We start from the raw sequence: 23,274 nt of genomic DNA, 5'->3' as shown, positions 1-23,274 counted from the left end.
AGCCTTGGCGAGGCACCGAACGTCAGGGGCAAGAGCCCTTGGTTACTTGGGGCCGGGCGGCGCTCCGCTCTTCCAAGTAACCCGCCGTAAGGGCGGAACCGCCAGCGGCCTTTACCGTAGCAACGGATATGTACACCCGTAAAAAACACGTCGCTCAACATACAGCCATCGCAAGCAGGCTTGCTCGCGAAGACGCCCTGCCAGCCAACCATTTCCTTACGCCTGGCCCGGCAACCTCAGCTCCGCACACAACCCACCGCCTTCACGATTGCTCAAGGTCAACGTCCCGCCAATCGCGATCGCCAGTTGCTGGGCAATCGCCAACCCCAACCCGGTGCCGCCGGTGCTGCGGTTGCGGGAGTTTTCCACGCGGTAGAAGGGTTCCATCACTTGCTTCAGTTCGTCCTCGGCGATCCCGGGGCCGCGGTCGAGGATTTTGATCGACAGGTTGCCATCGGCCTGTTTTTCCACCCGCAATTCGGCAGCACCGGCAAACTTCAGCGCATTGTCCGTCAGATTGACCAGCACCCGGCGCAAGGCGTGGGGGCGGGTGTCGATCACGGCGGCACTCTTGCCTGTGAGCTGTACGTCCTTGCCCATGTCCTGGTAGTCGAATACCAGGCTGTCGAGGAACGAGTCGAGGTCGGTGCGGCGGCTTTCTTCGGTGGCGCCGTGGATGCTGCGGGCGTAGGCCACGCCTTCGCGTACCAGGTGTTCCATCTCGCCCAGGTCGTTCCACAGTTTGTCTTTTTCGCTGGAGTCGTCCATGAATTCGGCGCGCAGTTTCATGCGGGTGATCGGGGTTTGCAGGTCGTGGGAAATCGCCGCCAGCAATTGCATGCGTTCCTTCAAGTACGCCGCGATGCGTGCCTGCATCGAGTTGAAGGCTCTGGCGGCATGGGCGACTTCAGTCGGGCCTTTTTCGTTCAGGAGCACTGGATGGGCATTGGGGTCCAGGTTCTCGACAGCATCGGCGAGGCGGGTGAGGGGGCGGATGGCGATTCTCACCGCCAGCCAGGAGCAGGCAAGCATCAGCGCCAGTTGTCCTAGCAACACGATGGGCAGCCAGGGCGACAACGGGACCATCGCCGGGCGGACGTCGATGGTCAGCGGGCTGCCATCGGCCAGGTTCAAGTGCACTTGAAAATGTTTGTTCGGCCCGGGGATGTCGGTAAAGGTCATCGGGTAATCGTGACCGATGGCGTCCTTGATCGAGGCGATGGCGATGGGCGCATCGGGCATGTCGGTGCGTATGGGCGTGCCCGGCGAACCTTCATTGAGCAGGTAACGGTAATTGCGTCGTTCCAGTTGTTGCAGCCATCCGGCTCGCTCATTGGCGGGCAAGCGGTCGAGGATGGCAATGGACGTGGAAACGTCGGTTTCCAGATTGCCGAGCATGGTGTTTTTCGACGATTCGTAGCGCTCGTAATATTGCGCGCCGAAGGACAACGCCTGGGCGAGGATCAGGCCGATCAGGAAAATCAGCGACAGCCGTGAGGCCAGGGTGCGCGGCCAATGCAACGCCTGCGTCATGATTGATCGCCCAGGATTTCCACCGGTAGGGAAAATACATAGCCTTCGCTACGCACGGTCTTGATGTAGGCCGGTTCGCGGGCGTCGTCCAGCAGGCGCTGGCGCAGACGACTGACCAGCAGGTCGATGGAGCGGTCGAACAGGTCGGCGTCGCGGCCCTGGGTCAGGTTGAGCAATTGATCACGGTTGAGCACCCGTTGCGGATGATCGAGAAATACCCGCAGCAATCGATATTCGGCGCCGCTCAAGGCAACCATGGTGCCGTCTGCATCGAGCAGGTGACGCGCCGAGGTGTCCAGGCGCCAGCGACCGAAGGCCAACAGGCGGCTGGCTTCGGTCACCACCAGGTTCGGCGGCAGCATGCGGGTGCGCCGCAGCACCGCGTTGATCCGCGCCAGCAGTTCACGGGCCGCGAACGGCTTGACCAGGTAGTCGTCGGCGCCCATTTCCAGGCCGAGGATGCGGTCGGTTTCATCGTTGCGGGCGGTGAGCATCAGCACCGGCGTGGCCTTGTGTTTGCCGGCGCGCAATTCGCGGCACAGCAGCAGGCCATCGTCACCCGGCATCATGATGTCCAGCACGATCAGGTCCACCGGGGTGGTTTCCAGAAAAGCGCGCATCTGCCGTCCATCCGCCACGACGGTGGTGCGCAGGCCGTTCTTCTTCAGGTAGTTGCCTACCAGCTCGCGGATTTCGCGGTCATCGTCAACGATGAGGATGTGATCAACGTGATCCATTGGGCCAAACCTCTGATGAATGGGGATTGCCACACAGTCTATCGAGCCAGGGCGGAGTCGCCTGCCGCCCTTTGTATTGCAGTGTATCCGGCTTGCCTGCGGATACACACGAAGGCAAAAAAGCCGGTTTCCGGCGGTTTTGTATTGCTTTGTATCCAGGCACCGTTCTGATACGTACCGATTGATTCTCGCCGATTCCCGACACAGACGAGATACCTCGCAGGCTTTTAATAGGTTCCATCGAGGCAAAGCAGAGCGCCTCGGCCCAACGAACAGTTGACCTGTTGAAACCTTGAGGAATCCGCCATGAACACCAAAGCCATCTACGCCGCCTGCCTGTTTGCCGCACTGAACATCTGCACCTTGTCGGCCCGTGCCGAAGCCGATGTCGCCCCCAAAACCTACACCTACGGCACCCAACTTGACATCAGGAAGGTGGTGTCGCTGACCGAAGACGCTACGCCTTCCTGCGGCGTGGTGAATGCGCGGCTGACGTACCTCGACGCTCAGTCCAAAACCCAGGTGCTGGATTACCGCAAATTCGCTGACAACTGCAACTCGGAAAACTGAGTGTTGCGATCAACCACCGCTTAATCCATTTGAAACAGGAAGGACATCATGAACAACTTTTCCCGCTACCTGACCGCCATCGCCTTTACCGTCGCCGGTGCGGCAGCCCATGCCAACGCCGCTGTCGAGCAAAGCGCCTGCGCCAGCAACACCTGCTTCCAGCTCACGCCGGTAGCAGAGAAGGGCACCCAGGGCTTCCTGGCGCAAGACGGTTCCAGCCGTACGCCGCAAGGGCAGATGCTCGCCGAGAACGGCACCAGCCGCACGCCTCAGGGGCATTTGCTGGATGAGCAAACTGCTTGAGAACACCCTCAATCCACTGTGGGAGCGGGCTTGCTCGCGAAAGCGGTGTGTCAGGCAATACATATGTCGACTGACACACCGTCTTCGCGAGCAAGCCCGCTCCCACATGGGTTGTGTGTCGCCCTTTAACCTGTATCTGGTGATCCCATGTTACTCATCGCTTTCCTGGGCGGCATATTGACCGTCCTCAGCCCGTGCATCCTGCCAGTCGTGCCTTTCCTGTTCGCCGGAGCCGACCGCACACGCTCTTCGATCCTGCTCACCCTCGGCGGCATGGTCCTGACCTTTGCCCTGGTCTCCAGCCTGGCCGTGGTCAGCAGTGAGTGGGTGATTCAGGCCAGCAACACCGGCCGCCATGTAGCGCTGGCGGTGATGGTGCTGTTTGCCCTGTCGCTGATCTCCGCCCGGGTCGGTGACTGGCTGGCCCGTCCCTTCGTTTTGCTGGGCAATCGCATCGACCCGGACTCGCGCAAGATGTCCGGGCCGCTGGCTTCGATCATGATCGGTGTCGCCACCGGGCTGCTCTGGGCGCCCTGCGCCGGGCCGATCCTCGGGGTGATTCTGACCAGCGCCATGCTGCAAGGCGCGAACGCCGGCACCAGTCTGTTGTTGGTGGCCTATGGCGCGGGCAGTGCACTTTCCCTGGGTACCTTGATCTTTGCCGGTCGCGGCCTGGTCAATCGCTTGAAACCGTCGATTCCGGTCACCGGCTGGTTGCGTCGCGGCGCCGGGGTTGCGGTGCTGGCCGGTGCGGCGGTGATTGCAACGGGGGCCAATGACGTGTTGCTGGCCAACACCTCATCCGAAGGTGTCAGCCGTGTCGAGAAAGGCGTGCTGGAAACCGTGCCGAAAGTCGTCGATTACCTGGTCAGCAAGGTCAAGGCCGACAGCTCCATGGACAATGCCCAGGGCGCGATGCCGTCGCTGTCCGGCGCAGTGGACTGGCTCAACTCGCCTGCACTGACCAACGAAGCCCTGAAAGGCAAAGTGGTGCTGGTGGACTTCTGGACCTTCGACTGCATCAACTGCAAGCACACCTTGCCGTACGTGAAGGACTGGGCGAAGAAGTATGAAAAGGACGGACTGGTGGTGATCGGCGTGCACACGCCTGAATACGGCTTTGAACGCATCATCGACAACGTCAAGGCCAAGGTGAAGGAGTACGGCATCACCTACCCGGTGGCGATCGACAACAACTACGCGATCTGGCGCAACTTCGACAACCAGTACTGGCCGGCGCACTACCTGATCGACGCCAAGGGGCAGGTGCGTTACACCCACTTTGGTGAAGGCAGCTACGACACTCAGGAAAAAATCATTCAGCAGTTACTCGAGGAGGCCAAGGCCAGTGCGCCAGCGGCGTAATCCGCTCGATCAATGGCTCACAGGTCTCGCGCCATGAGCCGTTGATCTTTTTCCCACGCCTGAAAATGCTCCAGCAACACCCAGCCGCGCTTGGCGTAATAAGCGCTCTGGTCTTGGGTGTGCAGGTAGATCCTCTTCTCGCCGCCGGCTTTGGCTTGCGCGCAAATACCTTCGATCAAGCGCTCTGCCAGGCCCTTGCCGCGTGCCTCGGGGGTGATGAATACGCAAGCGAGCCACGGCCCCAGATCCGGGCGATGGGCCAGGTCGGCCCTGGCCAGTGCTGCGCCGCCCAATAGCTCGTCGTGGTCGAGGGCGATCAGGCATTTCCAGTCGCCATTGTCCTGGCCTTCGGCGAATTCCCGTTGCCAGTCGGGCAGGGGCTGTGCGGCGTATTCGTAGTGGAACTGCTGGTGGATCCACGAAGCGAATGTGTTGCTGTGTTGCATATGTCGAGCAAGCCAGTCCAGGCGGAGTGCCATGTTGTGAGTCCTTTCAGAGGTCAGTCGCTGGGTAGCGAGAGTAGCGGGCCCGAACGGTGCTGTCGCCTCCCCTGGCTCAGCGACCGTTCAACTGATTCGAGGCCGCCTGACCGCGTCGCCATGCCGCCGGCGGTGCTCCAAACTCGCGACGGAAAGCCCGGCTGAAGGCGGTATCGGTCTGGTAGCCGACTTCTTCGGCGATCCGCGTCAATGAGCTGTTGCTGCTGCGTAACAGATTGGCGGCGAGCAACATGCGCCATTGCGTCAGGTACTGCATCGGTGACATCCCCACCAGTTGCTGGAAGCGTTCGGCCAATACCGATCTTGAGGTGCTGGCGGTGCGCGCCAGTTCGTCCAGCGTCCAGGCGTGACAGGGTTTTTTGTGCAAGGCGTTGAGGGCGGCGCCGACGATGCGGTCACGTACGCCGGCCAGCCAGCCGGTGCGGCCTTCGCCTTGTTCATTCATGTACAGGCGCAGCACTTCGATGAACAGCACTTCGGCGAGTTTGGCCAATACCCCTTCGCCGCCGGGGCGGGGCGAACGGGCTTCGGCGAGGGCATAACGCACGGAGGACTCCAGCCAGACACCGGCACTCGAACCGCGCACATTGACCCGCACCGCGGCCGGCAATCCCTTGAGCAACATGCCCGCCAGCCGCGTGTCGCACGCCAGGTAGCCGCACACCAGGCGGGTGACCGCGCCACCGCCGCCATAACTCAACTGCCGGGGCCGGCGCGCCAGCACCGCATCCAGTCGCGCACCCGTGGCCGGGGGCAATCCCGGTCGGGAGCACATGCGATGGGCATCGCCCTGGGGGAAGATCACCACGTCGCCCGCGCTCAGCAGCAGCGGCGGGTCATCGCCCAGTTCGACGTAGCACTCGCCCTCGGTGATCAGGTGAAAGATCACCACCCGTTCCGCATCGGGCTCCAGAAACGGCGCCGCCGTGTCGGCACTGGGCGACTGGTAGCACCAGGGCGCGGTGAACCGGGCGTTGATGAAGATCGCGCCGACCAGGTGCACGACTCGCAGGGTCTGTGACAGGGCGTCCATTGGGGATTTCCCGTGGAAGGAGTTCTGATTGTGAGCGCCTCGGCGTGCAACGTGGAATCTCCGGACGATCGGGCAGGCTTGGGCGACGATCGGACAGGACGCGAGCGTCCGTCAGGACGATAGTTGGTTCACAGGGTCTGTACCGGCCCTGCCACCCACAACAAGAAAAGAGAGGTTGCCATGCCGAAGTTCGTGATTGAACGTGAGATCCAGGGCGCCGGAGCTCTGTCGGAAAGGGATTTGAAAGCCGCTTCGCTAAAGTCTTGCCAGGCTTTGCGTGAGCTGCCGGAGGTGCAGTGGCTGCAGAGTTATGTCACCGGTGACAAGCTCTACTGCGTGTATATCTCGCCGAGCGAGGCGCAGATCCAGGAGCACGCCAGAATCAGTGGTTTTCCCGCCAACCGCATTTCCCAGGTCATGAACATCATCGATCCGACGACGGCGGAGTAACCGCGGTCAGGCCCGATTCGTGTTTCAACCCAGAGACCGTCTCCATGAGTACACCCATTGATCTGACTGCCTTGAAAAACCGCCAGATGGCCTCCTGGGCCAGCGGCGACTACGCCGTGATCGGCACCACCCTGCAAATTGTCGGCGAGCAACTGGCCGAAGCCTGCGACCTGTTGTGCGATGAGCGCGTGCTCGACGTTGCCGCCGGCAACGGCAATGCGACCCTCGCTGCGGCGCGTCGTGGCTGCCAGGTGACGTCCACCGACTATGTCGCTGCCTTGCTCGAACGCGGCGAAGAGCGGGCCCGGGCAGAACGCCTGAACGTCGCCTTCCAGGTCGCCGATGCCGAAGCCTTGCCTTTTGCGGATGCGAGTTACGACGCCGTACTGTCGACCTTCGGCGTGATGTTCACGCCGGACCAGCCCAAAGCCGCCGCGGAGCTGGCGCGAGTCTGTCGCCCGGGTGGGCGGATCGGTCTGGCCAACTGGACGCCGGAAGGCTTCGTCGGCCAGATGTTCAAGACCCTGGGCCAACACCTGCCACCCCCGCCGGGAGCGAATCCACCCTCGCGCTGGGGCACCGAAGCCTGGCTGCACGAGCATTTTGACGAGCGCGAATTTCTGCTCCAGGTGACGCGCCGCACGTTTAATTTCCGCTATCGCTCGGCGGTGCATTTCATCGACACCTTCCGCGACTGGTACGGGCCGATGCACAAGGCCTTCGCCGCGCTGCCCGCCGACGGCGCCAAGGCCCTGGAGAAGGACCTGACCGAGCTGATCAACCGGATGAACCGGGCGGGTGAAAAGTCGCTGGTGGTGCCGAGTGAATACCTGGAGGTGGTGATTACGCGGCGTTGAGTGGCCATGCATAACCCCTTGTAGGAGCGAGCTTGCTCGCGATGGTCTTCCAGTCGCAGTTTCTGTGGCTGATACACCGCTTTCGCGAGCAAGCTCGCTCCTACAAAGGGCCCGTGTCAATGCCAGCTAAATGACCTTCGCACCACGCGCCACCAGCAACTCGCGCAACACCGACCGGTGACAATGCGCTTCATCCTCGCAATAACAGCCCACGGCCAGTGAAGTCTGATGGGACAGCGCGGCCAGCAGGTCGAGCATCTGACTGGCAGCGGGCTGGTTCATCTCGGCCTTGAACTTGCGTCTGAACACCTCCCAGGCCTTGGCATCCTGCGCAGCCTTGGCCTCGGCCACCAACTCCGTACTGGGCGACAGCAGCGGTTGCCAGACATCATAAAAATCCCGACAGGCGAATTCGGCTTTCGGAACGCCCCGGGGAGGGCGGCGTACCGTGCCCAGGCGCAATCCTTCGTCGGGGCGACGGGGTGATCCGAGTTGAACGATATGGACCGGCATGGCTACTTGAGCCGCGATTCGTCGAACCACTCCAGCGCGGTGCGCCAGAAGCAGATGCCCAGGAAATACGCCGACATCAGCAGCCACAGCCCCATCACCAACGGGTTGATCACTGGATGGTTGAGCACCAGCGACAGACTGCACAGCAGCCAGATCGCCGTCACCGCAATGTTGATCGGCATGAACCGGCGCACCCGAAACGGGTGCAGGAATTTCATCCGGGTCACGGTCAGCAGGGCCAGGCCAATGACCGTAATGAAGGTGATCCACGGCGACGGGGCAATGATGTACAGGCACAGGGCAACCACGTTCCAGGCGGCGGGGAAGCCCTGGAAGTAGTTGTCCTTGCTCTTCATGTTGACGTTGCAGAAGCAGAACAGCGACGACACCAGAATCACCGACACGCTCAGCAGCAAGGTGTAGTCCGGCAACGGGATGTAACGATAGATGAACAGTGCCGGGATAAACACATACGTCAGGTAATCGATCACCAGGTCGAGGATCGAGCCATCGAAGCTCGGCAACACCGTCTGCACGTTGACCTTGCGCGCCAGCGCACCGTCCAGTCCGTCGACGATCAGGGCGACGCCCAGCCACAGCAGGCAATGGGTCGGTTGGTTGTCCAGCAGCGACAGGGTGGCGAGGAAAGCGGTGACCACGCCAGTGGCAGTGAAACCATGGGCGCCCCATGCTTTGAGTCTGGCGATGTGCAGGGTTGAGATCACGGGGGCGTTCTCCAGTGAATGAAGCAAGCCGGTTGTCACCCCGCGAACGGGGGCGCTGGCAAAGCGGGTCGGGTTGCAGGTATCGACCGGGTATTGGGGAATAAGGTTCACCACCTATGAATCTTAGCTGCACGGCAAAAAAACACCCCGGACAAATCCGCGGTAGCACGGGCATGTCGGCCCAACGGTGCTGGTACATTCGCCTGCGAGGTCTATCGTTGCCTGACTGGATAAACCCCTTGCCAAGAGGACAAGCGTCATGAACACCAGCGATCTGCTCGAACAATTATTGCGCGCCGGCCAGGGTTCGATGGCGCAACAAGGCGGCACCTCGGCCCAAGGTGGGCTCGGCGACCTCGGTGGATTGCTCGGCGGGTTGTTGGGCGGTGGCGCAGGCGCGGGTGCTGGCGGCGGTGGCGCAGGGTTGGGCGGTTTGCTCGGTGGTTTGCTTGGCGGCGGTTCGCCGATGGGCGGTGCGCCGCAAGGCCGGTCCGGCGGCGGTACCAACTACGCGGCGCTGGCGTCCCTCGGCATGATGGCGTTCCAGGCGTACCAGGCCTGGCAGCGCAGTCAGGCGTCGGCGCCGCAAGAAGCGCCACGGACCGTGGACTTGCTGGCCGGCCCGCAAGTCGAGGAACACAGCCATGCGATCCTGCGGGCGTTGATTGCCGCGGCCAAGGCCGATGGCCGGATCGATGACGCCGAGAAGCAGATGATCAGCACTGAAATCGGGCGTCATACCGATGATCCGCAATTGCAGCAATGGCTGGACGATGAAGTTGCCAAGCCACTGGACGCCAGTGAAGTGGCGCAGTCGGCCACCGACCCTGGCATGGCTTCGGAGATGTACCTGGCCAGTGTGATGCTGGTGGACGATCAGCAGGACGCCGAGCGCAGCTATCTGGATGAACTGGCTGCGGCGTTGCAGATCGAGCCGGAACTGCAAGTGCATCTGGAGCAGCAGGCCAGGGGGACTGCCTGACGGGGTGCATCTCGGCGGGTCGGAATGAAAAAGTGATGGCTACGGTCAGGGGGGAACCCCATGTGGCGAGGGAACTTGCTCCCTCGCCACAAGAGCGTGTTACTTGAGGAACGCCTGGAAGTCGGTACCCATTTTGTCGATCGCCGCCTTGAAGTCCTTGGCGGTAACCTTCTGGCTCTCGTTTTCCAGGGCAGTGCCAAATACCTTGCGCACCACTTTGGCCACGGTCTGGTTGCTCTTTGCGTCGATGAACTCGGCTTCGATGAACAGGATGGTTTCCTGGTCACGGTGACCGGTGGCTGCCTGCGTTGCCCCGACTGCGGCCGCGATGGGGACCACTTCATACCACTTCATGCCTTCGTTTTCGGCGGTCACCCCGGTGATCGCCGCACGCATGATCAGGGGGCGGGAACCCGCCGGTGCAGCGGAGGAGTTAGGCACTACACGGTACTTCTGACCCAGCGTTGCCTTGGCCTTGCTGGTCATGTAGTTCTGAATGTCGGCCAGCGTCTGCTGGTTGACCCGCTCATTGGGTTTGGGCGCCGGGTACAGCTCCAGCTTGTTGAACACCACGGTGTCATAAGCGTTCGGGTTCCACGAAGGGCTGACCCAGCGCATCGCGGTTCCACCGCTCGGCGTCTGGACTTCCTGCAGGTTGTTGTAGTTGGACAGGAAACCTGAGTATTGCGCTTTCTCAGTCACTTTCGAGGTGCAACCGCCTAGCAACAGACTTGCCAGCGCAGCGCCGACCAGCAGTTTTCGGGACAGATTCATAGTGGTGTTTACTCCTTGGATGAAATCGTCGTTCTTTCGTTTGCAGTGCATCAGAATCGCCAGGTCATGTTCCCGGCCAAGGCTTGAATCCAGGCATTGTCGAATTGACCGGAAACTCGATTGCCCGATACGGATTTGGCCTGGTCCACCGGCATGTCGCCGAGCCAGACCATGGCCCAACTGACGTTGACATCGGTGTCCTCGTTCAGAGCATAGGTGGCTCCTGTCGCAATGCGCCAGGATTCGCTCATCGGCACGACCACGCTGCGATTGCTGTCCGAGACGGCACTGCTGTCGTAGGCCACGCCGAAGTTCCACAACCACTGCTCGGTGGCCTGGTATTGCGCGCCAAGGGAAAGATGCCAGGTGTCCTTGAAGCCGGCGTCGACGGTTTTCGATTGCGCTCCCAATGCCGTGGTGTCGACCTCTACGGCGATGTCGCCGAACCCGGACCAGTCCTGCCAGTTGGCCGAGGCCAGCAAGGCCCATTGTCGGTCCAGTTGCTGGAACAGGCTCAGGGTGACGGTCTGCGGCACCTGCATGTCGAGTTCGGTATCGGTGTTGTTGACGCGCTCGAGCAGGCGGCCGTCGCCCTTGACGTCCAGCCGGTCCTCGAAGTCCAGGTCGACCTGGCTGGTATAGGTCAGGCCGATGCGTGTGTCGGGTTGCGGGGCGTAGATCACCCCGACGTTGGCGCCATAGCCCCAGGTGTTGTCCCGGTATTTGAATTGACCGTCAGAGCGGTCGGTGAAGCCGAAAGGGGAGCGGTCGATAGCCGTGTCTGCCTTCAACATGCCGTACATGGCCTTGATGCCCAGGCCGACCGACCACTGTTCGTTGAAGCGATAAGCCACGCTCGGTACCAGCGACAAGCCGAGCAGGCTGGAGTTCTGCGCGAAATAGCGGCCCGACCAGTCGTTGTCGTAATTGACCGCCAGCCCGAAGTCGCCGTACTGGCCGAAACCGACGCTCCAGTGCTCGTCCAGTTCATGGCTGATGAAGAAGCTGCCACCTGGAATCGGATCGAGGGCATTGCCGCTGCCGCTGCCCGGGACGTTGGTGCCGGAGTCGCGGTCGAAGCTCAAATCGCCGTACAGGACCTGCAAGCCGGCAGTGATTTGCGTGCCGGGCAGGTAGCTCATGCCTGCCGGGTTGCTGGCGATGGTCGAGGGGCCCTGGGCTCGGGCGGCGGCACCGGCGTTGGCGAGGCCTGCGTTATCGGTGCCGATTTCGTACAGCATGATGCCGCCGGCCCAGGCCTGTTGACAGCACAGGGCGAGTAGCGCGCAAGCAGGCTGGGCAAGTGTTCTGGTCGGCACGTATCTACCTCGACAAATGTCCATTTCGAATACGGGTAACCTGTGCCGGCCACCCTGGATTCGGCTGTTTACCTGGCACCCGGCTGGTCGATGAAGCGGTACTTGAAGTCATCGATACGGATCGCGCCCAGGGCACTCTCTCCAAAGTAGAAGATTTCATGCCGGTTCGACGGACTTTTTCCCGTGATCATTGCCGTCCAAGTGAACCTTGAGCGTAGGTTTGAAATGAGAAATATCCAGTAATGAGTAGTCAGAAAGCGTTGATTCAAGTGCATCTAACCGAAAGAGTGCTCCGTCAAAGACACCGGCCAAATCGGGGCGGCGAGCGGAACTCGCCGCCTCAATCGCCATTACCGACCGGCAGTGGCGGCCAGCAATGGTGCGATTTGCTGATCGGTCAATGCGGCATGCACGTCCATGCTCATCAGGTCGTTCCACTCCAGCACCCATTTTTGAATCGGCACCAGATCGCTCGCCTCGGCAATGCCGAAGCCGGCCGAGCTCCCTACGGCGTGCCAGCGTCCGTGCATGGTGACGCCTTCGGGCGGCGCACCACCGGTCTTGAGAAAACGTGCGATTGCGGCATCACGGTTGTCCGGGCTGATTGTCCAACTGACGATGAATAACATTGGCCACCTCCTGTTACGGATTGGCACCGGTTTTCATGCGCGAACCTGGCTGGCGCCGGGGCCGTGGCCGCGCTTGGGTTTGCAGATCCGTGCTGGCTGGTTTGCGGCGGAATCTCCCATGGAAGGCATAGCAGCGCCCCGCGATTCATGTACGACCGCTGATCCTGTTCAGGTGGCTGTTCGAGGGGGTAACGGATGCGTGTTTCACCAGCGAAACATGGGCAGCGGCCGCAGCGGCGAGCGGATGAATTGTCGGGCTGAACGCTTTATCAGCATCGAGTGAAAACCATGGTCGGGAAAGATCGACTGTATGGTCTTGATGAAGCTTCGGGGCAAGCCGAAACGGACCAGGCCCAGGGACACATCCACCAGATCGGCCTGGCGGAAGAATTCGACGCTGTCGGCACAAGCGCCGCGATACCGGCGCACCTTGTGATGCTCAAGTATCAACGCACGGACTTCATCCTTCAGTTCCGGTCGTTGTTGGTGGTCGAGGTACTCGGTGGCCAGGGCAATGGATGGCGGCAGGTAGTCCAGGGTGTCATCGGTCCAGATACCCAGGTCGTGAAACGCCGCCGCGATCTGTACGGCATCCGAGGGCAAGCCTTCGGCACCGCTGAGGGCACTATGGAAATTCAGCACCCGGTAAATGTGGTTGCGGTAGCCCTGCAGGTCGGCACCGATGGCCAGGGCGAACGAGGTGAGGATCTCGTCGGTGCGAGGGAATTCGAGAATGGGCTTCATCAGGCGTCACGCAACAGGTCGTTGGCATTGAGCAGCTCGTAGGCTATCTCCGGGCGCTTTTCCATGGCACGGCGAATGGCTGCGGGGATGTTGGCGCGGGTCTTGCGGCACAGACCCGGCAGTTCGCCAATCTGGATACCGATGCCGCGCATGGTGCGCACTTCATTGAAGCCGGGGGCGATGTCCACGCGGATCCCCAACTGTTCGAACATGCGCCGTTGCACGTGCTCGAGATCGCTCAGGCTCTGCAGGTTCTCCAGGCGTTCGATCAGGCGTTTTTCTTCGTTGCGGGTCAGAAACAGAATGCGCAGGTCCGCCCCCGGTGTTTCCAGCAACGGGTCACGCCCGCAGTCGCAGGCACCGGGCGGGCAGGGTTGGCGAATCGGAGTGGAGACGTTCATGTGATTCAATCATAGAGCGCCGTGATCGAATTTGCCCATGGGTTTTTGGCGTGAGGGCGCTCCAAAAAAATGTGGGAGCGGGCTTGCTCGCGAAAGCGCCCTGTCAATCGACATTTGCGTCGACTGACACTACGCCTTCGCGAGCAAGCCCGCTCCCACAGGGGTTGCGGTGAACCTGCCTGACTTACTTCAGTACCAGCATCCGGTAAACGCCGTCTTCGACTTCGATCCCGTGGGTGTCATGAGTGAAGCCCGGGAAGGATTTGTCGAAGGCTTCCAGTGCCTTGAGATACGCCAGCAACGGACCGTCCGCAGGCCCTGCGTTCTCACCCGGCATGAGCAGCGGGATGCCTGGCGGGTACGGCACGATACCGGTGGCGGCCAGGCGCCCGGCAGCTTCGTTGAGGGTGACCAGTTCGATGTCGTTGCGCACCAGTTTTTCGTAGGCCTCCACCGGGCTGAATTCGGCTTTTGGCAGGGTGCCGAAGGCCTGGGACATGTTGGCGGTGGTCTTGTGTTTCTTCATGGCGGCGAAGATTTCGTCGGCCAGATCCTTCAGGCCCATGCCGGCATAGCGTTGTTGGTGGGCGTTGTACAGGTCGGGCAGGCACAGCTCGAGTTCGGCGTTGTCGTCGTAATCACGCTTGAAGTCGAGCAGGGCGTTGAGCAGCGTGCCCCACTTGCCTTTGGTGATGCCGATCGAGAACAGGAACAGGATGGTGAAGTCGGTGGTTTTCTCGACCACGATCCCCTGGCGGCCCAGGTACGCCGTGACCACGCAAGCGGGGATGCCGGACGCGAGCAGGGTGCCGTCGTCGCCCATGCCCGGGCTGAGCACCGAGACCTTGATCGGGTCGAGCATGCAGTAACCATCTTCGATGTCACCGAAACCGTGCCATACCGCGTTCGGGTGCAGGACCCAGCAGTTCGGATCGGTTTTAAGCGTAGCCGGGTCGACCTCATGGAACGGCACGGTCGCTGCGCCCACCTGTACGGTCGGTGGCTGCCAGCAGGTGAAGAACCAGTTGTCCTTGCTCAGCATCTCGTTGTGCATGCGCGAGAGCACCTGGCGGAAGCTGATGGCCTCTTCGATCGATTCGCTGGTGAGGATCTGCCCGCTCGGTGCTTCCATCATCGCCGAGCTGACGTCGCAAGACGCCATGATCGCGTAGTTCGGCGAGGTCGAGGCGTGCATCATGTACGACTCGTTGAAACGCGCATGTTCGATCGGGTTACGGCCGTCGCGTACGTGGATCATCGAGGCCTGGGACAGGGCGGCCAGCAACTTGTGGGTCGACTGGGTGGCGAACACGGTCGGCTTGGACTTGTCGTGATCGCCCGGGTCGCCGTGCATGGCATGGCGCCCGCTGTACAGCGGGTTGAAGCGCGCATAACCGTACCAGGCTTCGTCGAAGTGCAGGCGGTCAACGCTTTCGCCCAGCAGCTCTTCGACGCGGGTGACGTTGTAGGTCAGGCCGTCGTAAGTGGAGTTGGTGACAATGGCGTGCACCGGCGTCGGGTCGATGCCTGTCTTGACCAGCGGGTTGTTGGCGATGGCGGCTTTCACGCCTTCGGCGCTCAGGGTCTGCGGCAGGATCGGGCCGATGATGCCATAGCGGTTGCGGGTCGGCACCAGGTAGGTCGGAATCGCCCCGGACAGGGTCATCGCATGTTCTGCGGACTTGTGGCAATTGCGGTCGCACAGGGCGATCTGGTTGCGCGTGACGCTGGCCATGAGGATGACGCGGTTGGACATCGACGAACCGTTGGTCACATAGTACGTGCGGTGCGCGCCGAAGACCTTGGCGGCATAGCGTTCGCCCTGGCCGATGGGGCCGCTGTGATCGAGCAGGGAGCCCAGTTCGCCGACGGAGATCGACAGGTCGGAACGCAGCAGGTTCTCGCCGAAGAACTCGTAGAAGGCACGCCCGGCAGTGCTCTTGAGAAACGCCGTACCGCCGGCATGGCCGGGGGTGTGCCAGGAGTATTCATAGGTGCGGGCGAACTTCACCAGCGCGCCGAACATCGGCGGCAGGGCGGCCTGACGGTAACGTTCGATAGCGGCCAGGATGCGCCCGCTGAGGAAGCGTGAAGTGTCTTCGGGCAGCCAGATGAAGTCGTCGGCGTGTTGCATGACCAGCAGTGGAATGCTCGACGCGGTGGTGCGGTCGCTGATCAGGAACACCGGCACGCGTGTGTTGCGCTCGCGCAGCTTGACCAGCAGTTTGATGCAGTCGGCGTGGCCTTCGCTCGCGTCCATTTCCCATCGGATGAGCACGCATTGAACGGCAGGGTCCGAACGCAGGATCGAGGCGGCATCACTGAGGCTTTCCGAGGCCAGGACACTGACGCCACGTCCCTCCACGTCGTGGACCAGTTGATCCAGGGCGCGGCCGAACACCGTTCGCTTGTCCGGCGGACTGCTGACCAGTAGTGCCAGCATTCCGAGCGAGTGTTTATATTCCGTCATGATTGAACCTCCAGAATGGCTTTATTCAGATTGTTCACCGGCACTGGCTCGGCAGTGAGGTGCTGCGCGCTGACGGTTTGCGTCGGTACGCTGTTGTTGAGAGCTTCAAGGCGGATCAGGCGGTTGTTGACGAAGCCGAACAGGGTGTAGCCAAAGATGGTGGCCACGCCGCCCAGCATCAGCGCCTGCTCACCGGAGCTGTACAGCGCCAGATAGCTGTAGGCTGCCGCGACCAGGGCGATGACGTTGGTTGCCAGTGCCTTGCCTTCCGGCACGTTGGAGACTTTCTGCATGGTCATCAGCGCGGCCATGGACAGGATGTAAGGCACCAGGTTGGTGACCACTGCAAGGTTGACCAGGGTGTCGAACTGCTTGCTCAGGTCGGGACTGATGGTGAGCAGCGCCAGCGCGGTCTGTGCGGTGAGCAGTACCATCATGCCGACAATCGGCGTTCCCGCCTTGTTGGCCTTGGCGAAGATCGACAGGAAGTAACCGGTGTCAGCCGAGCTTTTGTACACCTGGGCGATGGTGAACTGCCAACCCAGCAGCGAGCCGATACAGGCGAGCACCATTGCCGCCATCACGATGTCGCCGACCATCGGGGTGAACATCTTGGCGAACACCAGGCCGAAAGGTGCGGTGGACGCGACCAGTTCTTCGTTGCCGACGATACCGAAGATGACGTTGGTGGAGACGATATAGATCACCGCAGCACCCAGGGTGCCGCCCAGCACGGCAATCGGTACGTTGCGCTCGGGGTTTTCCACCGCGTCGGTGTTGGCGCAAGCCGATTCCAGGCCGAGGAAGGCCCACAGGGTGATCGCCACCGAGGCACCTGCCGCTTCGAACCAGCTCTTGTCGTGGGGGTTCCAGCCGGCGGCGTAGACGCTGCTGTCGAACCAGAACCAGCCAACCGTGGATACCAGCACCACCGGTGCAATCACACCCCAGACCGTCACCGCGCCGATCCGGCCGGTAATTCTGGCGCCGCCAAAGTTGGCGAAGGTGGTGATCCATAACAAGGCGATGGTCGCCAGGCCTACTTGCAGGGAATCAAGCTTTATCCCGAACAACACCTGGATATAACCAACCGCAGTAATACTGATCGCCACGTTGGCAATCAACAGTGAGAGGCCGTAGGTGTAGTTGGTGATGTAGTTGCCAGCTTTACCAAACGTGTATTCGGCATAGCCGCCCATGCCGCCGGTCTTGCGGCTGAGCATCCCGCATCGCGCAAAGGCGTAGGCCAGAGCGAGGGAGCCGGTGGCCGTCACCAGCCAGGAAAGAATCGAAATTGCACCGACTTCCGCGAGTTTCGTCGGTAGCAGCACAATGCCGGAGCCCAACATGTTGACGGCAGTCAACATTGTCAGTTGCCCCACACTCATTTTCTTTGCGACTGACATTCCGTTGCCTCACTTAGTTGGCGATTGAGAGTCTTAGCTATAGCAAAGGATTGAAAACTCGCAAGAAATGGCGTCACTCATTTCGTTTTTGCACTAAATCGCAAAAAAGGCAGGATGCTGGCCCCCAAGTTTAAAAATCCTCCGCAAAATTAGTTCATTTTCAGCCAGTTAAATAGGTCAAGATGCGCAAGATATGGATCGCATTAATCCCGCTAGTTGTTGCGGGTACAGCCAATTCGGCTCACGCCAAAGAACTGGCCACCAATGATCAGTACATGTGCAGTTGGGGCGCGGGCACGGCTGCAAGGGCACAGGAACTCAAGCTTTCAGGCGTTTCTCTGTACGCCGCACGGCAAAAAATCCAGGCCTACAAGTTTGCCAAAACATGGATGCGCATGATGGCACTTGGCATTACCGAGCAAACTTATGACAGTTCGTCGCGATTGAAACCGACTGCTGTACGGCAGAGTTTTTATGAAGACTGCGTCAGGTACAAATTGGCGCGTAAGTAGAAAAGAAGCGAACGTCGGTCGGATCGACCACGGTATGGGCCTGTGACGTCTATATTGATTGACCATCCCAGCGACCGGATGGGGTGTTAAAACCGGTTTCTTACAACTCAATCAGGAGGTCACCATGAACCAGATCGATAAAGTGTTGTACACCGCCAAAACCCACACCACCGGCGGGCGTGACGGCGCCTCCCGCAGCTCCGACGGAATCCTCGATGTGAAGCTTTCGTCCCCGGGCGCGGGCGGCGGCGGAACCAATCCGGAGCAACTGTTCTCTGCCGGCTGGTCAGCCTGTTTTATCGGTGCGATGCAAGTGGCGGCCAGGGAAATGAAAGTGGCGCTGCCCAAGGATGTGGCCGTCGATGCCGAAGTCGACCTGGGCACCAACGAAGGCGGCTATCTGTTGCAGGCGCGGCTTAACGTCAGCCTGCCGGGGCTGGATCGTGAAACCGCGCAGAAAATCGTCGAGACTGGGCACCAGTACTGCCCGTACTCGAAAGCCACGCGCAACAACATCAACGTCGTGCTCAAGCTGGTTTGAGTTGACATGAAAAGGCCTTGGCGAACGACATGGGTTGTCGCCAAGGCCTGAAGTGCTTGCTGCCCCGATCCGACCTGCTCGCGAAGGCGGTGTTTCCGTCAGCCTGTCTCTTGTTGACGGTGTACATTTCCGTTGCTGCGGTAACGGCGACTTAGGGTTTCGCCCTGATGGCGACTCACTTTTTTTACAAGCGCCTAAAAAAAGTAAGCAAAAAAACGCTCGCCCCGAACGTCCGGCCCCTCGCCAAGGCTCGGGGTTCCTTCGCTCCGGTGTCCATCCGGGGGCATTGCCCTCCGGTCGGCTGCGCGCGACCTGCATGCAATGGGTTCGACCGCGTCGAACGGCGCTGCGCGCCATACCCCGGATGAACACCTCCGCTCAGCCTGCCGAGGGGGCGGGTGGATCAAGATCAAGAGCGGCAGGCGAGCTAACGCTCGGCCTGTTGAATGGTGAAAAGCGTGGGGGTATGCCGACCTGCTTTTGCTCTGCTCTTCTCTCTTCTGTAGGAGCGAGCTTGCTCGCGATGGTCGTCAACGATGACGCGGGCGGTCTGAATCCCCGCGGTGTCCTGGCGTTTTTCGCGAGCAAGCTCGCTCCTACAGGGGAACGCGTTCAATTGCGATCAGGCTGGCCAGCAGGCCGCCTCGCTTTGGCTTTTGATCTTCTTGCCCCCTCGAGAGGCCGAACGTCAGGGGCGGGTGGATCAAGATCAAGAGCGGCAGGCGAGCTAACGCTCGGCCCTGTAGGAGCGAGCCTGCTCGCGATGGACGTCAACGATGACGCGGGCTGTCTGAATCCCCGCGGTGTCCCGGCGTTTTTCGCGAGCAGGCTCGCTCCTACAGGTTCTGTGTGTTAGCTGGCGGAGCGATCAATTCATCTTGCTGTGATCATGCGTCATCGTGCTGTGATCCATGGTGCCGATCGCCTTGGCAACGGCTTCAACCTGAATCGACTCTTTCTCGCCCCTGGCGTCTTCCACGGTCAGGGTCAGCGGCACCTTGTCGCCTTCCTTGATCTGGGCCGTCAGGTTCATGAGCATGATGTGGTAGCCGTGGGGATCGAAGCTCACCGCCTCACCAGCCGGCAGCGCGACAGACTGAACCTGCTGCATTTTCATCACGTCGTCTTTCATGCTCATTTCATGAATCTGCACAAGTTTGGCAACCGGCGTTTGCACGCTCAGCAACTTGCTGTCGCCGCTCGCGGTGACGGTCATGAAGGCGCCACTCGACGGCTGGCCGGCTACGGTTGCGCGGACCCAGGCGTCTTCGACCCGGGTTTGTGCCGACACCTGAAAGGCCAGGCCGACCAGGGACAAGCCCAGCGCCAGTTGCTTGCAACGTTGCACGAAACGGTTTTTAGCCTGCGGGGCATTCATTTCAGCAAACCTCCATCACGGTGAGCAGGTCTTCTGCACACTCTTTGGCCGTCAGGGACGTGGACAGTCCCAGGCGCAGAGTGCCCCGGGAGTCGAAGACATAACTGGTCGCGGTATGGGAGAGGGTATAGGTGTCGCCGCTCGGCACTTTTTCAAAGAACACGCCGAATTCCTTGGCGGTGGCGGCGGTTTCTTCCAGGGTGCCGTACAGCGCTTCGAAACTCGGGTCGAAAGCCTTGACGTACTTGTCGAGCATCTCTGGCGTGTCGCGCTCAGGGTCCAGGGTGATGAAGATCACCTGCAGCCTTTCGCCATCGCGACCCATCAATTTCTTGGCCTGGGCCGCACGGGCCAGGGTGGTGGGGCATACGGCCGGGCACTGGGTGAAACCGAAGAACACCATCGGCATCAGGCCGCGATAGCTGCCCAGCATCCGGGTTTCGCCCTCGGCGTTCTTGAGCTTGAAGTTACGCCCCATGATCTTGTCGCTGAGGTCTTTTCCGTACTTGAACGACAGCTTGCTGCTGTCGTCGCAACCGGCGAGCAGGCCCAGGCTCAACAGGCCCATGCCTTGCAGGACGGTTCGGCGGGTATACAAGGTACTCATGAAGGAAAGCATCCTGTTGAACAGGCTGAAATGACAGCGTGATGACTGTACAGACGAAAAAATCCCGGGGATGTTAACAAACTGTGCCGGTGCCGGAGGGGGGGATACGACCATTGGACCGACGCAGAGGCGTGACATAGTGTCGCGCCGGAGCGAGGGGGCAGGACCAGCCGCCCCCTTGGGGCGAGCTTAACGACGCAGCTGCGCGCAGTGATCCTGTTCCGGTTGCGCCGCGGTGTACCAGACATAGTCCGCGCTCTCGCCAGTCACGGTCTTGCCCGCTTCGGCCAGGATCAGCACCGCATTGTCTGCACCGGCACCGAGGTCTTTCAGGTGCAGTGGCACCCCCAGGTCCTTGCGCACGTGGAAGGCACCGGCCAGCAGCAACGCTGGCGCCGGCGCGGCCATCAGGCGCTCGGCCATGCGCCGGTCGCGCTGTTGCTGCACGGCGAGCATGGCCGGCATCTGTGCTTCGGGCAGCAGGCCGCAATGGGATTGGCGGATGTCGTCCAGCAAGGTCGTCTGCACCTGTTGGGTGGTGGACGCTTCACCGGTGAGTACCGGGCGCTGTTTGTAGATCTGCATGATCTGCGCGCGGTCCAGGTTCGCCGCCAGCAGCGGATACGGTTGTCGCAGCGCGTAGGTGACGAGGGCGCCATAAACACTCCAGTCCCAATTGGCCTGCCAGGCCAGCGCCTCGAACGCATCGGCCGGTGGCTGGCCGGCGCGGGCCGCGGCTTGCGCGGCATCGACCCTGGCCTGTTGATCGGGGTTGAGCATTTCCATCAGCAGACTGCCCTGAGGGCGTTGTGCCGCCAGTTCGCGCAGCAGCCACAATTGCAGGGCGTGGTGGTCCGGGTTGTCGTGCTGTTCACCGACCAGGACACGCGGTGCAACGGCCAGGCGTTCGACCAGTTCCCGGGGCGTCAACGTGCGACCGGTCGCCAGTTCGCGGATGACTCCCAGGTCAGCGTGATCACGGCCTTGCGGAGCAATGGGCGCCGGGGGCGGTGTGACCTGATGGGTGGTTTGGCAGGCAGCCAGCAGGCTGAATGCACAGAGCAACAGAAAGCGCATCGGTTTTCCTTATTGGGCAGGTGCCCCCTCGATGACAGAGGAGGGGGCGATATCAGCGCGCGATGATCAAAGGGTGGCCGCGTTCCGGATGCTGATGAATCAGCACCTCCAGCCCATACACCGCCGCCAGTGCCTCGGCAGTCAACACGTCTGCCGGTGGGCCGTAGGCGTGGGGCAGGCCTTGTTGCAACAACAGTAGTTGATCGCAGTAACGTGCGGCCAGATTGAGGTCGTGCAGGATCACCAGTACGGCTGCCCCGCGCTCGGCGAAGTCGCGCACGGCTTGCAAAATGGTGTGTTGGTGCAGTGGATCGAGCATTGACGTCGGTTCATCGAGCAGCAGGGTCTGTCCTTCGGCCCCCGGCCAGAGTTGCGCGAGCACCCGCGCCAGATGCACGCGCTGGCGTTCACCGCCGGACAGGGCCAGGTAGCTGCGTCCGGCCAGATGAAGCGCATCGGCAGCCTTGAGCGCCTCGGCGACGATTTCGGCATCGCGCACGCGGCCGCTGGCGTGAGGCAAGCGACCCATGCCGACGACCTCATTGACCGAGAACGCAAAGTTCAGGCTCGAACTCTGCGGCAGCACGGCCAGGCGTTTGGCCCGTTCCTGACCCGGCCAGTCGGCGAGTTGACGTTCGTCGAGGCTGACCGTGCCTTCGCTGCTCGCCAGTTCGCCGCATAAAGCAGCGAGCAGGGTGCTTTTGCCGGCGCCATTGGGTCCCAGCACGCCGAGCACTTCACCGGGGCGCAATTGGATATCGATGTTCGCCAGTACCGTGCGGTTACCACGGCGAACCAGCAAGTTGTTTGCCCGCAGCATCAGGAGCGCCCTCGTACCAGCAGATAAAGAAAGAACGGAGCCCCGATCAGTGCCGTCACGATGCCGATGGGCAATTCAGCCGGCGCCAACAGCAGGCGCGCGGCCAGATCGGCCAGCAACAGCAGGCTCGCGCCGGCCAGCAACGATGCGGGCAACAACACCCGGTGATCCGGGCCGACCAGCAGGCGCATCAGATGCGGCACCACCAGGCCGATGAAACCGATCAGGCCGGCCGCCGCGACGGCTGCGCCGACGCCGAGCGCCGTGCACAGCACCAGCTCAAGCTTGATCCGCTCGATGTCGAAACCCAGGTGACGGGCCTCCGACTCACCCAGCAGCATTGCATTGAGTGCCGCCGCCCGACGTGGCAACCACAACGCCACGCCCACGGTGACGATCAGCAACGGCCACAGGCGCGGGTAGCTGGCACCGTTGAGGCTGCCCAGGTTCCAGAACGTCAGGGTGCGCAACGTTGCGTCATCGGCCAGGTAGGTGAACAGCCCCACGCCGGCACCCGCCATGGCCGTCATCGCCACACCCGCCAACAGCATGGTCGCCACGTCGGTTTGCCCGTCCCGGCGGCCGAAGCGATACACCACCGCCGTGACGATCAGGCCACCGGCGAAGGCACTGACCGACAGCAGATAAGGCTCGATGGCCGGTGGCACGCCACCGAGCAGGCTGCCGCCGACGATGGCAAGGGCGGCACCGAGTGCCGCGCCACCGGAAACGCCGACCAGACCCGGGTCCGCCAAGGGGTTGCGGAACAACCCCTGCATCGCCACGCCGGACAACGCCAGTACCGAACCCACGGCGATGCCGAGCAGGCTGCGCGGCAGACGAATCTGACCGAGGATCAGCTGCGCTTGCTGCGTGTCACCACCGTCGAGTGGCAACCCGAGCAGGCGCATCCCGGCCAGCAAGGTATCGCTCAGCGGCAGGCTGACCGGCCCGAGGGCCAGGGACAACCAGAACACCAGCACCAGCAACAGCAGCAAAAAGATCAACGTCGGACGCGGCCGGAAAAT

General features: G+C 61.6%; 27 protein-coding genes. 8 read left to right on the top strand and 19 right to left on the bottom strand.

Annotated features, from left to right (window positions below):
* Window positions 1–216: 216 nt before the first annotated feature.
* Together ACEN8Q_RS10560 and ACEN8Q_RS10555 are read right to left on the bottom strand one after the other, a co-directional pair.
* Window positions 217–1,533: an ATP-binding protein gene (locus ACEN8Q_RS10560; protein ID WP_413428489.1), complete on the bottom strand. Its 1,317-nt coding sequence runs from the start codon at window positions 1,531–1,533 to the stop codon at window positions 217–219.
* Window positions 1,530–2,270 carry a response regulator gene (locus tag ACEN8Q_RS10555; protein ID WP_008023822.1) on the bottom strand — a complete coding sequence of 247 codons (741 nt, stop codon included), beginning with the start codon at window positions 2,268–2,270 and terminating at the stop codon, window positions 1,530–1,532. The genes ACEN8Q_RS10560 and ACEN8Q_RS10555 overlap by 4 nt, the downstream gene beginning before the upstream one ends.
* Before the next feature lie 306 nt (window positions 2,271–2,576).
* Here ACEN8Q_RS10555 and ACEN8Q_RS10550 point away from each other — a divergent pair, with 306 nt between their 5' ends.
* The 3 genes from ACEN8Q_RS10550 to ACEN8Q_RS10540 all read left to right on the top strand — a co-directional run bounded on the left by ACEN8Q_RS10550 (window position 2,577) and on the right by ACEN8Q_RS10540 (window position 4,508).
* The gene (locus tag ACEN8Q_RS10550) at window positions 2,577–2,840 is read left to right on the top strand and encodes a DUF2790 domain-containing protein (protein WP_008050460.1); all 264 of its coding nucleotides are present in this window, start codon (window positions 2,577–2,579) and stop codon (window positions 2,838–2,840) included.
* Between the two features lie 48 nt (window positions 2,841–2,888).
* Window positions 2,889–3,143, top strand: coding sequence for a hypothetical protein (locus ACEN8Q_RS10545; protein WP_413428490.1), 255 nt, complete (start codon window positions 2,889–2,891; stop codon window positions 3,141–3,143).
* 147 nt (window positions 3,144–3,290) lie between these two features.
* On the top strand, window positions 3,291–4,508 hold the full coding sequence (locus tag ACEN8Q_RS10540) for a cytochrome c biogenesis protein DipZ (RefSeq protein WP_413705131.1): 1,218 nt from the start codon (window positions 3,291–3,293) through the stop codon (window positions 4,506–4,508).
* Between the two features lie 17 nt (window positions 4,509–4,525).
* Here ACEN8Q_RS10540 and ACEN8Q_RS10535 read toward each other — a convergent pair whose 3' ends face one another.
* Together ACEN8Q_RS10535 and ACEN8Q_RS10530 are read right to left on the bottom strand one after the other, a co-directional pair.
* Window positions 4,526–4,987, bottom strand: coding sequence for a GNAT family N-acetyltransferase (locus ACEN8Q_RS10535; protein WP_413428492.1), 462 nt, complete (start codon window positions 4,985–4,987; stop codon window positions 4,526–4,528).
* A 76-nt stretch (window positions 4,988–5,063) separates the two neighbouring features.
* Window positions 5,064–6,041, bottom strand: a complete 978-nt coding sequence (locus tag ACEN8Q_RS10530) for an AraC family transcriptional regulator (RefSeq protein ID WP_413428493.1) — start codon at window positions 6,039–6,041, stop codon at window positions 5,064–5,066.
* Between the two features lie 180 nt (window positions 6,042–6,221).
* Between ACEN8Q_RS10530 and ACEN8Q_RS10525 the strand changes: the two genes are divergently transcribed.
* Both ACEN8Q_RS10525 and ACEN8Q_RS10520 read left to right on the top strand, forming a co-directional pair.
* Window positions 6,222–6,491, top strand: coding sequence for a DUF4242 domain-containing protein (locus ACEN8Q_RS10525; protein ID WP_218484132.1), 270 nt, complete (start codon window positions 6,222–6,224; stop codon window positions 6,489–6,491).
* A 44-nt stretch (window positions 6,492–6,535) separates the two neighbouring features.
* Complete coding sequence (locus tag ACEN8Q_RS10520) at window positions 6,536–7,348, top strand: class I SAM-dependent methyltransferase (RefSeq protein ID WP_413705130.1); 813 nt, start codon at window positions 6,536–6,538, stop codon at window positions 7,346–7,348.
* A gap of 126 nt (window positions 7,349–7,474) precedes the next feature.
* Here ACEN8Q_RS10520 and ACEN8Q_RS10515 read toward each other — a convergent pair whose 3' ends face one another.
* Together ACEN8Q_RS10515 and pcsA are read right to left on the bottom strand one after the other, a co-directional pair.
* Entirely contained in the window at window positions 7,475–7,861 is a 387-nt protein-coding gene (locus ACEN8Q_RS10515) for a DUF488 domain-containing protein (RefSeq protein WP_413705129.1), read from the bottom strand.
* A 2-nt stretch (window positions 7,862–7,863) separates the two neighbouring features.
* Complete coding sequence (gene pcsA / locus ACEN8Q_RS10510; protein WP_413428501.1) at window positions 7,864–8,586, bottom strand: phosphatidylcholine synthase; 723 nt, start codon at window positions 8,584–8,586, stop codon at window positions 7,864–7,866.
* Between the two features lie 259 nt (window positions 8,587–8,845).
* On the opposite strand from pcsA, the gene ACEN8Q_RS10505 reads away from it, so the two are divergent.
* Window positions 8,846–9,568 carry a tellurite resistance TerB family protein gene (locus ACEN8Q_RS10505; RefSeq protein ID WP_413705128.1) on the top strand — a complete coding sequence of 241 codons (723 nt, stop codon included), beginning with the start codon at window positions 8,846–8,848 and terminating at the stop codon, window positions 9,566–9,568.
* Between the two features lie 99 nt (window positions 9,569–9,667).
* Here ACEN8Q_RS10505 and ACEN8Q_RS10500 read toward each other — a convergent pair whose 3' ends face one another.
* From ACEN8Q_RS10500 to potE, 8 genes are all read right to left on the bottom strand, one after another.
* On the bottom strand, window positions 9,668–10,342 hold the full coding sequence (locus ACEN8Q_RS10500) for a DUF3313 domain-containing protein (protein ID WP_413427632.1): 675 nt from the start codon (window positions 10,340–10,342) through the stop codon (window positions 9,668–9,670).
* Window positions 10,343–10,392: 50 nt separating this feature from the next.
* A complete protein-coding gene (locus ACEN8Q_RS10495; RefSeq protein WP_413427631.1) occupies window positions 10,393–11,661 on the bottom strand; it encodes an OmpP1/FadL family transporter in 1,269 nt (422 codons plus the stop codon).
* A gap of 68 nt (window positions 11,662–11,729) precedes the next feature.
* Window positions 11,730–11,852, bottom strand: coding sequence for a hypothetical protein (locus tag ACEN8Q_RS10490; protein WP_413705533.1), 123 nt, complete (start codon window positions 11,850–11,852; stop codon window positions 11,730–11,732).
* Window positions 11,853–12,011: 159 nt separating this feature from the next.
* Window positions 12,012–12,290 carry a DUF3303 domain-containing protein gene (locus ACEN8Q_RS10485; RefSeq protein ID WP_413427630.1) on the bottom strand — a complete coding sequence of 93 codons (279 nt, stop codon included), beginning with the start codon at window positions 12,288–12,290 and terminating at the stop codon, window positions 12,012–12,014.
* A 204-nt stretch (window positions 12,291–12,494) separates the two neighbouring features.
* Entirely contained in the window at window positions 12,495–13,034 is a 540-nt protein-coding gene (locus ACEN8Q_RS10480) for an HD domain-containing protein (protein WP_413427629.1), read from the bottom strand.
* Complete coding sequence (locus ACEN8Q_RS10475) at window positions 13,034–13,435, bottom strand: hypothetical protein (protein ID WP_413427628.1); 402 nt, start codon at window positions 13,433–13,435, stop codon at window positions 13,034–13,036. Before ACEN8Q_RS10475 ends, ACEN8Q_RS10480 begins: the two co-directional genes overlap by 1 nt.
* Before the next feature lie 184 nt (window positions 13,436–13,619).
* Window positions 13,620–15,905: an Orn/Lys/Arg decarboxylase N-terminal domain-containing protein gene (locus tag ACEN8Q_RS10470; protein ID WP_413427627.1), complete on the bottom strand. Its 2,286-nt coding sequence runs from the start codon at window positions 15,903–15,905 to the stop codon at window positions 13,620–13,622.
* Entirely contained in the window at window positions 15,902–17,311 is a 1,410-nt protein-coding gene (gene potE, locus ACEN8Q_RS10465; protein ID WP_413427626.1) for a putrescine-ornithine antiporter, read from the bottom strand. The genes ACEN8Q_RS10470 and potE overlap by 4 nt, the downstream gene beginning before the upstream one ends.
* Window positions 17,312–17,493: 182 nt before the next feature.
* Between potE and ACEN8Q_RS10460 the strand changes: the two genes are divergently transcribed.
* Complete coding sequence (locus tag ACEN8Q_RS10460) at window positions 17,494–17,823, top strand: hypothetical protein (RefSeq protein ID WP_413427625.1); 330 nt, start codon at window positions 17,494–17,496, stop codon at window positions 17,821–17,823.
* A gap of 124 nt (window positions 17,824–17,947) precedes the next feature.
* Window positions 17,948–18,364 carry an organic hydroperoxide resistance protein gene (locus ACEN8Q_RS10455; protein ID WP_413427624.1) on the top strand — a complete coding sequence of 139 codons (417 nt, stop codon included), beginning with the start codon at window positions 17,948–17,950 and terminating at the stop codon, window positions 18,362–18,364.
* 868 nt (window positions 18,365–19,232) lie between these two features.
* On the opposite strand, the gene ACEN8Q_RS10450 is transcribed toward ACEN8Q_RS10455, so the two are convergent.
* The 5 genes from ACEN8Q_RS10450 to ACEN8Q_RS10430 form a co-directional block, all read right to left on the bottom strand.
* A complete protein-coding gene (locus ACEN8Q_RS10450; protein WP_413705127.1) occupies window positions 19,233–19,742 on the bottom strand; it encodes a copper chaperone PCu(A)C in 510 nt (169 codons plus the stop codon).
* A 1-nt stretch (window position 19,743) separates the two neighbouring features.
* Window positions 19,744–20,349 (bottom strand): SCO family protein, encoded by a 606-nt coding sequence (locus ACEN8Q_RS10445; RefSeq protein WP_057398495.1) that lies wholly within the window; start codon window positions 20,347–20,349, stop codon window positions 19,744–19,746.
* Window positions 20,350–20,538: 189 nt separating this feature from the next.
* Complete coding sequence (locus ACEN8Q_RS10440) at window positions 20,539–21,426, bottom strand: ChaN family lipoprotein (RefSeq protein ID WP_413427622.1); 888 nt, start codon at window positions 21,424–21,426, stop codon at window positions 20,539–20,541.
* A gap of 52 nt (window positions 21,427–21,478) precedes the next feature.
* On the bottom strand, window positions 21,479–22,246 hold the full coding sequence (locus tag ACEN8Q_RS10435) for a heme ABC transporter ATP-binding protein (protein ID WP_413427621.1): 768 nt from the start codon (window positions 22,244–22,246) through the stop codon (window positions 21,479–21,481).
* Window positions 22,246–23,229 (bottom strand): FecCD family ABC transporter permease, encoded by a 984-nt coding sequence (locus ACEN8Q_RS10430; RefSeq protein ID WP_413427634.1) that lies wholly within the window; start codon window positions 23,227–23,229, stop codon window positions 22,246–22,248. Before ACEN8Q_RS10430 ends, ACEN8Q_RS10435 begins: the two co-directional genes overlap by 1 nt.
* Window positions 23,230–23,274 lie beyond the last annotated feature (45 nt).

Origin of the sequence: Pseudomonas sp. Pseusp16, from assembly GCF_047324915.1 — a bacterium.
In the GTDB taxonomy this organism is placed as follows: Bacteria; Pseudomonadota; Gammaproteobacteria; order Pseudomonadales; family Pseudomonadaceae; genus Aquipseudomonas; species Aquipseudomonas fluorescens_CD.
The sequence above is the reverse complement of the archived record's forward strand: the minus strand, read 5'-3'. Positions and strand labels throughout refer to the sequence as shown.

What these genes read in the sequence shown, in the direction of transcription:
- ACEN8Q_RS10555 (WP_008023822.1), bottom strand. Translation starts at nt 2,270, where the DNA reads ATGGATCACGTTGATCACATCCTCATCGTTGACGATGACCGCGAAATC.
- ACEN8Q_RS10450 (WP_413705127.1), bottom strand. Translation starts at nt 19,742, where the DNA reads ATGAATGCCCCGCAGGCTAAAAACCGTTTCGTGCAACGTTGCAAGCAA.
- ACEN8Q_RS10500 (WP_413427632.1), bottom strand. Translation starts at nt 10,342, where the DNA reads ATGAATCTGTCCCGAAAACTGCTGGTCGGCGCTGCGCTGGCAAGTCTG.
- ACEN8Q_RS10520 (WP_413705130.1), top strand. Translation starts at nt 6,536, where the DNA reads ATGAGTACACCCATTGATCTGACTGCCTTGAAAAACCGCCAGATGGCC.
- ACEN8Q_RS10475 (WP_413427628.1), bottom strand. Translation starts at nt 13,435, where the DNA reads ATGAACGTCTCCACTCCGATTCGCCAACCCTGCCCGCCCGGTGCCTGC.
- ACEN8Q_RS10445 (WP_057398495.1), bottom strand. Translation starts at nt 20,349, where the DNA reads ATGAGTACCTTGTATACCCGCCGAACCGTCCTGCAAGGCATGGGCCTG.
- ACEN8Q_RS10540 (WP_413705131.1), top strand. Translation starts at nt 3,291, where the DNA reads ATGTTACTCATCGCTTTCCTGGGCGGCATATTGACCGTCCTCAGCCCG.
- ACEN8Q_RS10535 (WP_413428492.1), bottom strand. Translation starts at nt 4,987, where the DNA reads ATGGCACTCCGCCTGGACTGGCTTGCTCGACATATGCAACACAGCAAC.
- ACEN8Q_RS10480 (WP_413427629.1), bottom strand. Translation starts at nt 13,034, where the DNA reads ATGAAGCCCATTCTCGAATTCCCTCGCACCGACGAGATCCTCACCTCG.
- ACEN8Q_RS10470 (WP_413427627.1), bottom strand. Translation starts at nt 15,905, where the DNA reads ATGACGGAATATAAACACTCGCTCGGAATGCTGGCACTACTGGTCAGC.
- ACEN8Q_RS10550 (WP_008050460.1), top strand. Translation starts at nt 2,577, where the DNA reads ATGAACACCAAAGCCATCTACGCCGCCTGCCTGTTTGCCGCACTGAAC.
- ACEN8Q_RS10505 (WP_413705128.1), top strand. Translation starts at nt 8,846, where the DNA reads ATGAACACCAGCGATCTGCTCGAACAATTATTGCGCGCCGGCCAGGGT.
- ACEN8Q_RS10460 (WP_413427625.1), top strand. Translation starts at nt 17,494, where the DNA reads ATGCGCAAGATATGGATCGCATTAATCCCGCTAGTTGTTGCGGGTACA.
- ACEN8Q_RS10525 (WP_218484132.1), top strand. Translation starts at nt 6,222, where the DNA reads ATGCCGAAGTTCGTGATTGAACGTGAGATCCAGGGCGCCGGAGCTCTG.
- ACEN8Q_RS10560 (WP_413428489.1), bottom strand. Translation starts at nt 1,533, where the DNA reads ATGACGCAGGCGTTGCATTGGCCGCGCACCCTGGCCTCACGGCTGTCG.
- ACEN8Q_RS10515 (WP_413705129.1), bottom strand. Translation starts at nt 7,861, where the DNA reads ATGCCGGTCCATATCGTTCAACTCGGATCACCCCGTCGCCCCGACGAA.
- ACEN8Q_RS10530 (WP_413428493.1), bottom strand. Translation starts at nt 6,041, where the DNA reads ATGGACGCCCTGTCACAGACCCTGCGAGTCGTGCACCTGGTCGGCGCG.
- ACEN8Q_RS10485 (WP_413427630.1), bottom strand. Translation starts at nt 12,290, where the DNA reads ATGTTATTCATCGTCAGTTGGACAATCAGCCCGGACAACCGTGATGCC.
- ACEN8Q_RS10490 (WP_413705533.1), bottom strand. Translation starts at nt 11,852, where the DNA reads ATGATCACGGGAAAAAGTCCGTCGAACCGGCATGAAATCTTCTACTTT.
- ACEN8Q_RS10545 (WP_413428490.1), top strand. Translation starts at nt 2,889, where the DNA reads ATGAACAACTTTTCCCGCTACCTGACCGCCATCGCCTTTACCGTCGCC.
- ACEN8Q_RS10435 (WP_413427621.1), bottom strand. Translation starts at nt 22,246, where the DNA reads ATGCTGCGGGCAAACAACTTGCTGGTTCGCCGTGGTAACCGCACGGTA.
- potE (WP_413427626.1), bottom strand. Translation starts at nt 17,311, where the DNA reads ATGTCAGTCGCAAAGAAAATGAGTGTGGGGCAACTGACAATGTTGACT.
- ACEN8Q_RS10440 (WP_413427622.1), bottom strand. Translation starts at nt 21,426, where the DNA reads ATGCGCTTTCTGTTGCTCTGTGCATTCAGCCTGCTGGCTGCCTGCCAA.
- ACEN8Q_RS10455 (WP_413427624.1), top strand. Translation starts at nt 17,948, where the DNA reads ATGAACCAGATCGATAAAGTGTTGTACACCGCCAAAACCCACACCACC.